Genomic DNA, 14,351 nt, shown 5'->3' with positions numbered 1-14,351 from the left:
TTACTGGCCCTCAGCTTGCTTTTCCGCCGCAGCGGCATCGGCCAGTTGCGAAGGTTGTATAGGATCTGCAGGCTCTGACGGTTGCTTGGCATCATCTGTCACAGCATTGTTACCGGCAACCCGCACTGCGGTACCCGCCAGCGGGTTAGAAATGGCAGATAACGCCAGTTGATCACTACTTTCCAGGCCACTGGAAATGTATGCAGAGTCTGCCGTGGCCCGATCTACTTTTACCTGGCGAAATTGCAGGGTATTATCTTTATCTACCACCAGCACCTTATTGCCCGGTAACAGTAAATGACGGGCAATTTTAACCACCTGCTCGGCCTGAGTGCCCGTAATGGTTGCTGCCACAAAACGGCCAAAATTCAGCACAGGTTGCGTTTGGTTACGGCGCTGATAAGGATCGGCAACTTCAGCGACCACATAAATAACCCGGCTGCGCTCATCCAGGATCCCTTCTGTACGAACCAGTTTTGCCGGCCAGTTTATTTGTTGTCCGGCAACGGTGCTGCTTAGCGTCACCTGATTATTATCAGACTCAATCGCGCTGGGCGCCATAGAGCCTTGCATGGCCCCAGGCATGGCCAGGAATGCCATATCGGTATCGGTCAGGGGCAGTCGGATTTCAGCAACGTCAGTGCCAACAATGGAGCCCAAAGCGGTGCCCCGGCTTATAAACTGGCCGAGATTCGCCGTCCTGGCGCGCACCATGCCATCATAAGGCGCCCGAATTTCTGTGCGGGCTAAATCACGATTTGCCCGTTCCAGTTCGGCTTCTGCCGACTGCACACTGGCTAATGCACTGGCCAGTTGTGGCTGTCGCAAGCCCAGCGCGGGCGCGTTACCATCGGTAAAAGAACGCCACTCTTCCTCGGCAACTTTAACCCGGGCTTTTTCTTCAGCCAGCATCGCCTGGGCATTAGCCAGCGCCGCCTGAGCCGCCTTAACATTGGTGAGATAGTCACTTTGTTCTACTTTTACCAGCAGGTCTCCTTTGTTAAAAAAACCACCAGCGACAAATTCATCCGCTACTGCCACCACCCGACCATTCACTTCTGAAATCAGGCTGGTTTCAAGCTTGGGCGTTACCATACCTTGCGAGCTGATTTGATAAACAATGTTATCAGCACTAATGGCCGCAGTGTTAACCAGAATAGCCGGTCGGCTTTCTTCACTTTTCTGAGGGGGTTGCCTAAGCTTGCCCAAACCCACTGCCGCTACAACAGCGACGACGACAACAACAACCGGAAGAATTACTTTTACAAAAAAAGACGACATGACTTACCTACCTGTCAAATTAACTGACTACATCATAAGCGCAATGCCAGCAATTGTATGCCAGCGACTGTTAATGATTGTATCCTGCCAGTGCGGTAATTTGCTGAACGATGGCCAAAACCAGACTTCGGTAAAGCCGTGACGCGTTGCCAAAGGCCTGCAATAGCAAGGGGTAGTAAAACATAACGCATTCCAGATGCGCTTAACGCAGGCCTGAACCTGCCCCGGGGACCTTGGCGCTTCGTAATATTTTGTTACAAACCACAAAATTAAAACAAGCGTTTAAATGGCAGTTATAACCCTACAACTTAAAGTTATTTGCCCAGCTGTCAACCCTGATTTATGGTAGAGACGGTGATCAGACTGGTCATTTTTAAGTCATATATCGCAGGTAGTATTTTTGCCAGTATTTACTATCGCACCAGCACTATGCTAAAGCAGGCTGTTAATGCAGTCAGATTGAGGGAAGCAACATGAGTATCACCAAACAGTATTTAAAAACGAAACCCGTATGTAAAGTGACATTCAAACTCAGCGCAGCACAATTAGCAGACGCAGAGTCTGTTGCCTTGCTTGGCGAGTTTAATAATTGGGATCCTACCGCATTACCGATGAAAAAAAGCAAAAAAGGTGATTTCAGCGCCAGCATAACCCTGGAAAACAACCAGGAATACCAGTTCCGCTATCTGGTTAATGGCGGCACCTGGTTAAACGATGACGCAGCAGATGCGTACTTACCGTCACCGTTGTCTTACGACCACAATTCGGTAATTCGGTTGTAATACCCGGATTAACAGGGTGCGGCCGATGTGGTTTGGTACGCACCCTTACGCCAACGTGTGGCGTTAACACTGCTCCAGGATAAGACAACCAACCGAGTAGCCCGCACCAAATGAACATAACACGGCTTTGTCGCCCTTGCGTAAGCCCGTTTTATACTTGTGAAACGCAATAATTGAACCGGCCGAAGCGGTGTTGGCATAACTGTCGAGGACCAACGGTGCGTCTTCTGGCAAGGGATCCCGTCCCAGAATTTTCTTCGCCGCAAAAATATTCATATTAATATTGGCCTGATGCAGCCACAGCCGTTTTAGCTGATCCGGGCTGATATCCAGGCTCGCCATTTCACTTTGGATGACATCGGCGACAATCGGCAGTAATTCTTTAAACACTTTGCGGCCTTGCTGCTTAAAAAATGGGACCTTAGGATCAGTGTCGCTAAAGCAATGCTCAGTGTAGCCAATATCACAGCGGATATTATTCGAAAAGCTGGTTTGTAACCGCATACCCAGAATGGAAAACGCCTGTTCTGACGTGCAGCTGCTTTGTGCTTCAATAATGGTGGCGGTACAAACATCACCAAAAATAAAATGACTGTCACGATTTTTATAATCTACCTGAGGTGACGCAAATTCAGGATTAACCACTAACACCACTTTTGCTGTGCCACCGCGTATTGCATTGGCAGCGTTGCTAATGGCAAAAGTGGCAGAGGAGCAGGCGACATTCATATCAAAAGCGTAACCTTTTACCCCAAGAATTTGCTGCAGTTCGATTGAAAGTGCCGGATAAGGCCGCTGCATATTGGAGGCTGCACAAATAATAAGATCAATGTCTTCTGCGGTTTTATTGGCCTGGGCCATCGCTTCACGGGCGGCAGCTACCGCCATCTCGACCATTTCGGGTGGCGTATTCTCATCTCGCTTTTCAAATAATGGGTGCATGATGGTGGGATCAAGAATGCCTTCTTTGTATAACACATGTCGCGACTTTATGCCTGAGGCTTTTTCAATAAACTCAGTACTGGAATATTCCAGTGCCTGATGTAGACCTGCACTGATTTCAATCGCATGCTGCCGATTGTGTAAATCAACATATTGGTTATAGCTGGCAACCAGCTCTTCATTGCTGATGGTCTCGGTAGGCGTAAATAGCCCTGAACCACTGATTACAATATTTTGCATTTTAATACACCTTGTCTGGTTGCGGCGATCTTATTATCTGTTTAAAGCAAGGCCGGGCCTGATTTGCCAACAGGTTCATTATACTATGCCTGGCATGTCGCGTAGTATAACGAAAAATAGGGCTGGCGTTTAGTGGCAACACCACTGTGTGACTCACACAGTAAGTAAGCAAGTTACCGGCCATCACGCTAAACTCTACCGGACCTTGCTTTTATGTCAGCTTGTTAAGCTAAGATCCAGTATCGGCAGTGTACACTGTGTCACGGTCTGCGGCATAATAGCAGGTAATGATTAAAGGCAGACCACATCTATCAGAGGTGTTTCTTCATTTTACCGGGGAACAAGATTATCCGCATGACGCTATTTCGAAGCCTGATTTATATTCTACTGTTGACCCATGGCAGCTGTTTTGCACAAACTAAACTGCAAATTGAAGGGCTTAAGGGCGAATTAGCGCAAAACGTGGATGTTTTTATTGCAAAATATGATGCCAATGACATCTCAGGGTCGTTGCGCTTTCAGATGAGTTTACAGCAAGATATTGAAACCGCATTGCAGGCGCTCGGCTATTACCAGAGCGAAGTGGCATTTAAACTGTCAGAAGGCTCTGGTAAAGCGACATTAACCGCTACCATTACCCCGGGAAAACCAGTCAGGATTAATACGGCTGACATTATCCTGAGCGGTGATGCAACCGACGATCAACAGTTTAACACCATACTGAAAAACCAGGCCCCCAAAGCCGGTGATATTCTGCACCACGGAAAATACGAAAGCCTGAAAAGCGAGTTAAGCAGTCTGGCACTACGTAAAGGTTACTTCGATGCAGAATTCAGCCAACGCCGGCTGGAAGTAATTCCTGAACTGAATCAGGCCAATATCCACCTGCATTTTGCCAGTGGTAAACGTTATAAATTTGGCGAAGTTACCTTCAGTGGTCAGCAAATCCGGGACGAATGGATGCAAGCGTTAATCCCGTTTGAACCCGGTGAGCCCTATCTCGCCACTGAGCTGGGGGATTTTAATCAGATACTTGCCAATACCAACTGGTTTTCATCTATCGCCATCGAAGGTGCTACCGAACAAATTGACGATTACACCTTACCGATAGTAGTAAAACTGGAACCTAGGCTGCGTAACAGCGTCGAAACCGGTATTGGCTATTCGCAAGAGGTCGGGCCTCGCCTTAAACTAAGTTGGTTTAAACCCTGGCTTAATGATCGTGGTCATAGTGTAAATGCCGACCTGATTTTATCCGGTGAAGAGCAAAATATTGAAGCGCGCTATAAAATGCCTTTAGCGGATTCACCTAGTGACTTTTATCAGTTCCAATATGGCGTTGGCGTTAAAGAATATCCCCGGCAGGACAATGTCCGCACCAAGGTCTCAAATCTGGCAGCCGAGCGCCACTGGTTATTAGAGAGTGACTGGTATCGGATTGCGTCAGTGCGTTGGTTGTATGAAGAGGCAACTGAGTTTGACCAAACTAATACCAGTAATATTCTGATGCCAGGCCTTAGTTTTAACCGCTTGCGCCAGTCGGGTGGCCAGATGCCTCGGTCCGCCGATAGATTACTGTTTACTGTTGAAGTATCTGATAAGCATTGGGGTTCTGATACAAACTTCGTCAGAGTGCGCACCCGGGCCGGTTGGATAGGCAGTATCGGCAGCGACCATCGGTTTGTCACCCGGGCCGATGCAGGAGCGGTGGTCGGCGCGGCACTTGAAGACTTACCGCCTTCGCTGCGCTTTTTTGCCGGTGGCGATAATAACCTGCGTGGCTATGGTTATGAATCACTGCCGCTACAAGATGAAACGACCGATGTTATCGGTGGCCGCTATATGGCAACCGCTTCTGTTGAATACCAGTACCGGGTAAAAGGCAATTGGTGGCTTGCCAGCTTTTTTGACTATGGCAGTGCCTGGAATGATAAGCCGGAGTTTAAACGCGGTGTGGGTTTGGGGGTCCGCTGGGCCTCACCGGTAGGCCCGGTGCGACTTGATTTCGGTTATGGGCTGGATAGTGGTGAACGTAAAGCCTTTAAAATTCATTTCGCGCTTGGGCCTGAATTATGAGCTATAAATTTCACATGTTGAGGCCTGATTTATGAAGCCGGCGGTCCATAAAACCCTGAAATGGCTTAACTGGACGCTGATCCTGCCATTGCTGGTGGTGGTATTGCTGCTGGCCATTCTGCTTTACACCCCTGCTGGTCTGAAGCTTGGGCTGTGGCTCAGTCACAAATATGTACCCCAGTTATCGGTTGCCGGGCATAACGGTAGCTTGCTTGGCGGTATGCAACTTAATAATGTCCGCTGGCAAAACGACAGCAGCGCTTTTCAGCTCGATCAGTTACAGCTGGACATTGATAATGGCTGTTTTTTTCAGTTTAAACTGTGTGTATCCAAGCTAGCACTGAGCAATGGCACGGTAACGCTTGGCGAAAATACCTTTCGGTTTGACCGGTTCAATACGTCAGTAGAAGCCTGGGGCCGCGAGCTGCAAGTGAATAACAGCCAGCTGCAACAGTTGCAAATTGAGCTGGCCGCGACAACTGAACCATCACCAGAGCCATTTAGCTATAAGCCGCCAGCACTGAGCGACATCTCGCTGCCGCTTGCCATTTACGTCAATGGCTTTAGCCTGACCGATGCCAGCATCATTCAGGAGCAGCAGAAAACGCCACTGCCTGATGTGAGTTTCAGTGTGCAAGCGCGTGAGCAGAGTATCCGCTTGCTCGATTTACAAGCCAGCCACCCACAGGCAAGGCTCAGTGCCACCGCCGATATAACCCTTAAAGGCAATTACCCGCTGAACGCCCGGCTAAGCGCCGTGCTTAAAGAGGAACCGCTGGCTGAACAGCAATTGAATGTCAGTCTCAGTGGCAGTCTGGCTGATTTAGCGGCGACAATACGCGCTAGCGGCAAAATCGAGGCAAGTGGTGAGGCGCAACTCGCCGTACTTAGCGCCGGGCTACCGCTAAGTGTCGATTTACAGTACGAAGCCTTTTCCTGGCCACTTGAGGGAGACGACAGCTGGCAACTTAGCCGCGGTAACCTGAGCGCTACTGGCGATTTGCAGCAACTAAAATTTACCGTAAAGGCCGGAGTATCGCATCGCACCGTGCCCGCCATAGTACTTAATGCTGCCGGGCAGTATCTGCTGACAGATTCGGTGTTATCGGTTGATTCTGCTCAGGTAAGCACACTGGATGGCACCATTGCCGGCAACGCCCGGATTGAATTAGCCGATACACTGCGCTGGCAGGCAGCACTTAAGCTTAGCCGCATTAAGCCAGGGTCATTCTGGCCAGAATTTAACGGCGAAATAAATGGCAAATTAGCCAATACCGGAACCTTCAGTCAGGATGGCAGCTGGCAAACTGAATTGAGCCAACTGGCCATCGACGGCCGCTTAAAAGATGAAATAATTAACATTCAGGGTAAGCTGGCCGCCAGTTTCCGCCAGCCAGTTAACCGTTATAAACTCGACAGCGAACAGTTGATCCTGCAGCATGGCGATAATCGCATTTCCCTGTCGGGGTCGCTGGCAGAGCAGTGGCAGCTGGATGCACAAGTTTCCGTACCTGATTTAAGCAGCAGCCTGCCTTCGACACAAGGCGTTATTAACGCCGACATTACCCTTCGCGGCGCACAGCGACAGCCACAGCTGACGGCAACAATTGCCGCCAGTGACTTACGTTATGCCGGTAATTCGCTGCAGCAATTGGCCCTTGATCTGCAATTGCAGGTGCAACAAAACCAGCAATTACAGGCCACCCTTGACCTTACCGCCAGCGACGGTTCGCTGCAGGGATTTCAGATTGATAAATTTAGTCTGACGCTCTCAGGTAACGAAGCACAGCACCAGCTTGAGCTCGCGTTGCAATCGACCCGTTCTGATATTTCATTTGCTGTTAATGGTCAGCTAACCGACCGCAAACGCTGGCAAGGTCAGTTAAGCGATGCCACAGTAGGCAGTCCGATTGGTCCCTGGCAACTGCAAGATGTGATCGATTTAGGTTATGCTCATCAACCTCAGCAACTGAATATCAGTCAGCACTGCTGGCGAAACGACCCTGGTTCACTGTGTTTAACCGACAATGCCAGTCTTAGTGCCGAAAATCTGGCCGCAACAGTGGAGTTGCAACAATTAAACCTGGCCAGCCTGAATGCCCTTATGCCACTGGCAGTAAATTTATCAGGTGAATTAAATGCCAGCGTCAGTGCAAATTGGCAACCCGGCCAGCGCCCCCGCCTTGATTTATCAGTACAAAGCAACCACGGTGCTTTAACTGAGCGATCCTCTCCTCCCATTTCGCTAAGCTGGCAACAGTTAACCCTGAGCAGCCAGTTAGCCAATGACCAGCTAACGACGTCGGTGCAAGCCACACTAAATGAGCAAGCCGGGTTAACTGCCAGGCTTAATATTGCTGATATCAGCAGCAATAACCGGCCGCTGAGCGGCAGCTTGCAATTGACCGACTTTACCCTGGAATTTCTGCAACCTTTACTGGATGAATACAGTGAATTAGCCGGCGTGATTAGCGCTGATATTGCTGCAGAAGGCACTGTGCAAAACCCATTACTCTCTGGACAGCTCGCCCTTAATAAACTGCGGGTAAAAGGCAAGCTGGCCCCCACCGATATTAACAATGGTAGCCTGCGGGTTGCGTTTAAGGGCGCTCAGGCAGATTTACAGGGTGATATTGTCACGCCTCAGGGTGCTCTGACGCTGGCAGGTAAGGCTGACTGGCAGCAAATTGACAACTGGCAAGCCCGCCTGGGGGTCAAAGGAGACCCGCTAAGTATTCAGATTGAGCAAGGTAAGCTGCAGGTTAAGCCGGACCTTGATATTAGTGCGAACCCGCAACAGATTAAACTTACCGGTAGCATCGCCATCCCAAGTGCGCAGTTAAGTATCGATGAATTACCACAAAATGCCGTTGGCTTGTCCGGCGATACCGTTATCCTCAATGCTGAAGGCAAGCCTGTTAAGGAACAACAAGCCATGGCAACGCCCATTACCGCGGATATCAGGTTGCAGCTTGGCGACAAGGTTCAGCTGGACGCTTTTGGTCTGGAAACCCTGCTACGCGGCAATTTGCAGGTAAGGCAGCAACAGGGCAAACAAACCATCAATGGTGAAGTCAGGCTGGTTGATGGCACGTTCCGCTCATATGGTCAGGATTTATTAATCCGCAGCGGTAAAATGACCTTTAGTGGCCCGCCGGATCAACCTTATCTGAATGTAGAAGCCATTCGTAACCCAGCCAATATGGAAGATAGCGTGGTTGCCGGGATCCGTGTGACTGGTCCGGCAGACAAACCACAAATTACTATTTTCTCAGAGCCTGCCATGCCGCAGGCGAATGCGCTGTCCTATTTGCTGGTTGGACGAGACCTGGATAGCGAGTCAGGCAGTGCCGCTAATGCGGTAACCACCAGTCTTATCGGCATGAGTATTGCCTCCAGCGGTAGCCTGGTTGGAGAAATAGGTGAAGCATTTGGGGTAAGTGATTTAACCCTTGATACAGCCGGGTCAGGTGATAACTCTCAGGTAACCGTGAGCGGTTATTTAACCCGGGATCTGCAGGTGAAATACGGCATTGGTATTTTTGAGCCTATTGGTGAATTCACTTTGCGCTATCGCTTAATGCAAAGTTTATATCTGGAAGCGGTATCTGGTCTGGATAACGCCGTAGATTTATTATACCGCTTTGAGTTTGATTAACCCTGCTTACATTACTGACAACCTAAGCGGTTTAACGCGGTTTGTGTAACAGCAGGTGGGTATAACGCCCCAATGATGCATAGGGCTCTTGCTGATTATATAACAGCTCCAGCGCCAGCAGTTGCTGAAAATGGCTTTGCTGCTGGGTTCGATCCCGTAAATAGTCATGAAAGCACCGGACCCCGGTTTTACTGACCAGGGAAAAACCAGCCTGCTGATACCATTGCTCCACCTGCAGCGGCTCCAGCGGGTTTTGCGGGCTTAATTGTACTTTTTTCTTAACTTTGAAATCGGCAGCCACATAATCGAAGTTGCCATATAAAATATTACTAAAGCGTTTGGCATCTTTGTTGTAGTACATCAGTGACAACATGCCCTCAGGCTCAACCAGCTGCCACAATTGCTTTAATGCTAACTGTGGCTCAGCCAGCCACTCTAGCATGGCGTGACACATTACCAGAGGGTATTGCTGCCCGGCCTGCTGGCTTAACGCAGCCAGGCTTTGCTGGGTGAAACGCAGCTTTGCATCATCCCCGGTAACGGCAATGCCCTGAGCTGTCGCCGCTGCAGCTGCTATTGCCAGCATATCGGCCGAAATATCCGTTAATGTTACCTGATGTCCCCGCACCGCCAGCGCCAGACCAAGCTGGCCCTGACCTGCGCCAACGTCCAATACCTGACACGGCTTTTGCAATATCGCCAGCGTGCTTAAATCCCGCAGCAGTACCTGCTGGCGGATCTCGCCTTTACTACTCTGATAGATATTGCGCTGAAACTTGGCGGCAATACCATCGAAACTACGATCGGTGCTTTTGTTCATGCCGGGTTGTCGATATCTATAAACTGCACCTGCAGCGGATAGTTAGCGCTAAGATACTCCCCCAGCGCTTTAATGCCATAGCGTTCTGTTGCATGATGACCCGCGGCAATAAAGTGAATATCGAGCTCTCGCGATACATGTATAGTTTGCTCAGACACTTCACCGCTGATAAACACATCAGCACCGGCTGCAGCCGCTTGCTCAATGTAACCCTGACCACCGCCGGTACACCAGGCCAGTTTATGCACAGGCCTGTTACTGCCGGCATCGTGCGCTAACACCGGGCGGCCCAGCACTTGCTCAAGCGTATCGGCTACCTGGCTAAGGCTCTGAGGCGTTGGCAGCTCACCCTGCATCACCACGCCAAGCGGCTCTGCTGTGGGCAGTGGCGTAACCGCTATTGCCTGCAGCAGTTTGCCTAATTGCACGTTGTTACCAAGCCCGGGATGAATATCTAACGGCAAATGATACGCAAACAAATTAATGTCATGCGCCAGCAACGCCTGTAAGCGTTTTTTCTTCATGCCGGTCACCACCATCGCTTCGTTTTTCCAGAAATAGCCATGATGCACGATCACCGCATCTGCCTGCCAGTGAATGGCAGCGTCTATCAGTGCCTGGCTGGCGGTTACCCCGGTAACGATACGTTTAATTTGCTGCTTTCCCTCAACCTGCAAGCCATTTGGACAGTAATCACGGATCCGTTCGCTTTGCAGTAGTTCTGCCAGCACGCTGGTCAATTGTTGCCGTTGCAACATAAAATCTCCGGTTAATCTGGTTAGCTATTAGGGCTATTGTACTTAAAAGCTGTTAAAAAGCAGGCAGATTTGTCTATTACCTGCATTTTGATGTATAAATAGCGGGCAACGATTAATTTTACGCACAGGTATCATAAGCATGACAAAATTGGATAAAGATCAGGTAATCGCTGATTTTACTGCAGCTTATAAAGCTGAGTTTGGTAAAGCACCAGAGCTGGAGCAAAAACCAGGCTGGTTTAGCGTTGATGGTGGTAAAAATATCCGTCTGGCTGAACTGGCAGAATTAGCAGATAGTTATGGTAAAGGCGGCAAAACTAAAGCGGCGGCTACCAAAGCAGACAAGCCGGCAAAGGCAGACAAAAAACCGGCTAAGCCGGCCGCAAAAGCAGCAGCCAAACCCGCAGCGAAAGGCAAAGCTAAAGCAGCAAAACCGGCTAACACTACGCCGGGCGCAGCAGCCGCGTTCTGGGCAGATAAAATAAACGATAGTAAGCAGCGGCCACCTCGTGGTGCAAGGTAATACGCTTACCCGTTAATACCGACAGCGGGTTTTTCGTTATTACAAACTGGCGCTTAATGCGCCAGTTTGTTTTTCAGCGCTATCCATTGTCCCATAAATTTGGTACTACGGTAGGCATGATGCCGTAACATTTGGCCGGTAAAGTTCAGCTGGCGACTTGGTTCAAGCATTGCCATTGCCTGCTCTATTCTTCGCCATACCAACTGTGCCTGGTCCGGGCCAAAACGTGTGCTGACAATCTGATATCCCAGGTCTTGTGCCTGTTGCCACCGCTGCTCATCTTCATGCAGCACGACCGCCGCAGCGGCAATATCATTACTGTTATTTGCCACCATACCGCTCCAGGTACTATCGATACTCATGCCCTCCGCTCCGATATCCGTTGTTACGCTGGGAGTTCCCTGGCACATTGCTTCCAGCAATTTACCTTTTAAGCCCGCACCAAAGGCCAATGGCGCCAGACATACCCTGGCCTGGCGCATCACTTGCTGGCTATCAGCTACCCAGCCTTTAACCAGAAACCCCTGCCTGGCATTATGCAAAGCGGTCGCTTTTGCTGGCGGATAAGCGCCATAGATATGCAGCTCTGCTGCGGGTAACTGCTGACGTATTTGCGGCCAGATGTGTTGTTTTAACCACAATACCGCCTGCCAGTTAGGCGCATGCCGAAAATTGCCAATGGCAATAAAATGCTGCCGCTCGTCAAACGCCGGGGTCGGCATAGCCGGCAACCCTTCCAACCAAAACGGGCAATAACAGAGCAATGCAGCAGGTACACCATAGTGCTGTTGTAACAGCTGCATTTCAGCTTCAGATATCACCAGGGTTAAATCACAGCGGTAAATGGCTGCTATTTCTCTAAGCGCCAACTCAGAATTAAGGGCGACAGCATCTACAGGCTGTTGCTGACTGTGGCAACGTTGCCTCGCATCACGCAGTGCATGACAGTCTTCCATATCTAATATGCGCATAGCCAGCGGGCATGCCTGCTCTACCCGCCAGCCAAATTGCTCTTCTAGCATAAAACGGTCAAACATTACTGCCTGCGGGTTGTGTTCAGCCAGCCAACTATCGAAACTGTCACAATTTAAGGCAATTCGCTGCTCTATGACACCCAGTTCAGCCAATAGGTAGCGGTGCGGGCTTAATTCGGCCGGGCTGGCAAACTGCACCTGCCAGCCCTTAGCTAAATACAATTTTATCAGGCTGAGCATGCGGCTGCCGGCGGCAGAGGAATTCGGTTCAGGCCAAACGTAACCCAGAATTATAAGCAGTGGCATAAGTCTATCTTGACGTAAAAGCGCAGTTTACCGCTGCTCTGACTAAATACCAACGCTTTAGTGTTTACCTGTGATGGCGTGCTGTTAAGATAGGGCTGTTTTTAACCACCTGAATTTGCCAGTGCAATTTTGTGACGATACCTTTGTGAGCAATACATAATGAGCAATTCTGAATGACCAGCGTAAGCCGTTATACCCCGTTGGAAGAATACCTGCATGCACTAAGCCACGCTGTGGGTGCCGTGCTGGGGCTGATTGGCCTGGTGTTAATGCTACGATTAAGCCTGAGCGATGGCGACAACTGGCAACTGGCCAGTGCGATTGTCTATGGCAGCAGTATTATTTTACTCTATAGCAGCTCGGCGCTTTATCACAGTATCCATAGCCCACAGATAAAATACCGACTGCGTCAGCTCGACCATGCCGCTATTTTTATTTTAATCGCTGGTACTTATACTCCCTTTACGCTGATCAGCCTGCGCCATGACTGGGGCCTTATTTTATGCGCCATAATCTGGACTATTGCCCTTGTTGGCGTGGTTTTAGAGCTTGCCACAGGTCTTAAATATAAAAAGTTATCTTTAGCGCTCTATCTGGGGCTTGGCTGGATCGTGGTAGTTGCGATTAAACCGATGCTGGCTAATGTGCCAACCGAAGCGATGTGGCTTTTACTGGCGGGCGGTCTGGCTTATTCCGGTGGCGTGCTGTTTTACATCTGGCGCAGCCTGTATCTGCATCATATGCTTTGGCACTTATTCGTGCTCGCGGGCAGCATATTGCACTTTTTAGCAGTATATTGGTATCTGATGCCCCAACCCGCCTGAGGCTGATTGCGACCCGCGGTGTCAGAGTAACATTAATTGCCCAGCTAATGCGTGTGTTGCTGGGTCTGCAGGTAACCTTGTGAGGCCTCTATGTCCGTTATCCAGTCAGTGACTGAAACTTTAAGCTTATTTTTACCGTTATTGTTAACCAGTGTCGTGGTTGCAGCATTGCTGTGGTTAGCCCATTTGTTATTAATTAAGCGCCACAAGACTGAGGGTAACGAAAAGCTGTTTCCCAAACAACTTACAATGCTTATCCTCACTGTAGTGGGCATTATTGCCATAGCGTTATCGCTGCCGGTCAGTGACAGTACCCGCAATCAGGTGATTGGCTTAATTGGTCTGGTTATTTCAGGCGTGTTTGCTTTTTCATCCAGCACTATCTTCTCTAATATTATGGCTGGCACCATGCTGCGGGTAACCATGCCCTTTCGGACCGGTGACTTTATTCAGGTGAGTGATTTTTTTGGCCGGGTCGTTGAACGCGGCTTACTGGATACTGAAATTCAAACTGAAAACCGGGAACTGGTGTCGTTGCCCAATACCTTTTTAGTTAATCACCCCATCTGCGTAACGCGCAGTTCTGGTTGCATCGTCTCTACCACTCTGTCTCTTGGCTACGATGTGCATAATGCCGACGTTGAGACTCTGCTGCTGCAGGCAGCAACCAATAGCGAGCTATCGGATCCCTTTGTGCAAATCCTTGAACTTGGCAATTATGCCATTACTTATAAAGTCAGTGGTATGCTGACTGATGTGAAAAGCTTACTCACCGCCCGCTCCAGTTTACGGCGTCAGGTAGTCGATGCCCTGCACGATGCCGGGGTCGAAATTATGTCACCCAGTTTTATGAATCAGCGAAAAATTGCAGATGACGGCAAAGTGGTACCGGCACAACGCGCAACGCGTGGCAGCACTCCGGAAACCGTCGCGGAAGATGTGGTATTTGACAAAGCAGAGGAAGCCGCGCAGCGGGAAGATAGTAAAGATCAGCTTTTAGTTAAAATCGCGGCCTGCGAAGAAACGCTTAAAACTGTCGATAATGAGCACAAAGGGCAAATTCAAAACCAACTAAAAATGCTGCAGGATCAACTGAAGGTTGTCGACCAGACAATTTCTGAATAACAACCTGAGCCATGCGATGTGTTCTAACTAACCGGGCTGCTT

General features: G+C 49.6%; 11 protein-coding genes. 6 read left to right on the top strand and 5 right to left on the bottom strand.

Features of this window, described 5'->3' with window-relative positions:
- Positions 1 to 1,281, bottom strand: coding sequence for an efflux RND transporter periplasmic adaptor subunit (locus tag B2X65_RS01805; protein ID WP_290610183.1), 1,281 nt, complete (start codon positions 1,279 to 1,281; stop codon positions 1 to 3).
- 473 nt (positions 1,282 to 1,754) lie between these two features.
- Here B2X65_RS01805 and B2X65_RS01800 point away from each other — a divergent pair, with 473 nt between their 5' ends.
- The gene (locus tag B2X65_RS01800) at positions 1,755 to 2,063 is read left to right on the top strand and encodes an isoamylase early set domain-containing protein (RefSeq protein WP_290610181.1); all 309 of its coding nucleotides are present in this window, start codon (positions 1,755 to 1,757) and stop codon (positions 2,061 to 2,063) included.
- Between the two features lie 63 nt (positions 2,064 to 2,126).
- Here the strand turns inward: B2X65_RS01800 and B2X65_RS01795 are convergent, their stop codons facing one another.
- On the bottom strand, positions 2,127 to 3,245 hold the full coding sequence (locus B2X65_RS01795; RefSeq protein ID WP_290610179.1) for a beta-ketoacyl-ACP synthase III: 1,119 nt from the start codon (positions 3,243 to 3,245) through the stop codon (positions 2,127 to 2,129).
- Positions 3,246 to 3,599: 354 nt separating this feature from the next.
- On the opposite strand from B2X65_RS01795, the gene B2X65_RS01790 reads away from it, so the two are divergent.
- A complete protein-coding gene (locus B2X65_RS01790; RefSeq protein ID WP_290610178.1) occupies positions 3,600 to 5,321 on the top strand; it encodes an autotransporter assembly complex protein TamA in 1,722 nt (573 codons plus the stop codon).
- Positions 5,322 to 5,352: 31 nt separating this feature from the next.
- Positions 5,353 to 8,979, top strand: a complete 3,627-nt coding sequence (locus B2X65_RS01785) for a translocation/assembly module TamB domain-containing protein (protein ID WP_290610176.1) — start codon at positions 5,353 to 5,355, stop codon at positions 8,977 to 8,979.
- Positions 8,980 to 9,010: 31 nt separating this feature from the next.
- On the opposite strand, the gene B2X65_RS01780 is transcribed toward B2X65_RS01785, so the two are convergent.
- Positions 9,011 to 9,799 (bottom strand): methyltransferase domain-containing protein, encoded by a 789-nt coding sequence (locus B2X65_RS01780; RefSeq protein ID WP_290610175.1) that lies wholly within the window; start codon positions 9,797 to 9,799, stop codon positions 9,011 to 9,013.
- On the bottom strand, positions 9,796 to 10,557 hold the full coding sequence (locus tag B2X65_RS01775; protein WP_349678697.1) for a Nif3-like dinuclear metal center hexameric protein: 762 nt from the start codon (positions 10,555 to 10,557) through the stop codon (positions 9,796 to 9,798). Before B2X65_RS01775 ends, B2X65_RS01780 begins: the two co-directional genes overlap by 4 nt.
- A gap of 139 nt (positions 10,558 to 10,696) precedes the next feature.
- Here B2X65_RS01775 and B2X65_RS01770 point away from each other — a divergent pair, with 139 nt between their 5' ends.
- On the top strand, positions 10,697 to 11,080 hold the full coding sequence (locus B2X65_RS01770; RefSeq protein WP_290610174.1) for a hypothetical protein: 384 nt from the start codon (positions 10,697 to 10,699) through the stop codon (positions 11,078 to 11,080).
- Positions 11,081 to 11,133: 53 nt separating this feature from the next.
- On the opposite strand, the gene B2X65_RS01765 is transcribed toward B2X65_RS01770, so the two are convergent.
- Positions 11,134 to 12,360 carry a glycosyltransferase gene (locus tag B2X65_RS01765; protein WP_290610173.1) on the bottom strand — a complete coding sequence of 409 codons (1,227 nt, stop codon included), beginning with the start codon at positions 12,358 to 12,360 and terminating at the stop codon, positions 11,134 to 11,136.
- A 173-nt stretch (positions 12,361 to 12,533) separates the two neighbouring features.
- Between B2X65_RS01765 and trhA the strand changes: the two genes are divergently transcribed.
- Both trhA and B2X65_RS01755 read left to right on the top strand, forming a co-directional pair.
- A complete protein-coding gene (trhA, locus tag B2X65_RS01760) occupies positions 12,534 to 13,184 on the top strand; it encodes a PAQR family membrane homeostasis protein TrhA (RefSeq protein WP_290610171.1) in 651 nt (216 codons plus the stop codon).
- A gap of 90 nt (positions 13,185 to 13,274) precedes the next feature.
- The gene (locus B2X65_RS01755; protein WP_290610169.1) at positions 13,275 to 14,309 is read left to right on the top strand and encodes a mechanosensitive ion channel family protein; all 1,035 of its coding nucleotides are present in this window, start codon (positions 13,275 to 13,277) and stop codon (positions 14,307 to 14,309) included.
- Positions 14,310 to 14,351: the final 42 nt, after the last annotated feature.

The sequence above is a fragment of the Arsukibacterium sp. UBA3155 genome (genome assembly GCA_002364615.1).
Classification (GTDB): domain Bacteria; phylum Pseudomonadota; class Gammaproteobacteria; order Enterobacterales; family Alteromonadaceae; genus Alishewanella.
This window is presented reverse-complemented; position numbering and strand designations above follow the sequence as displayed.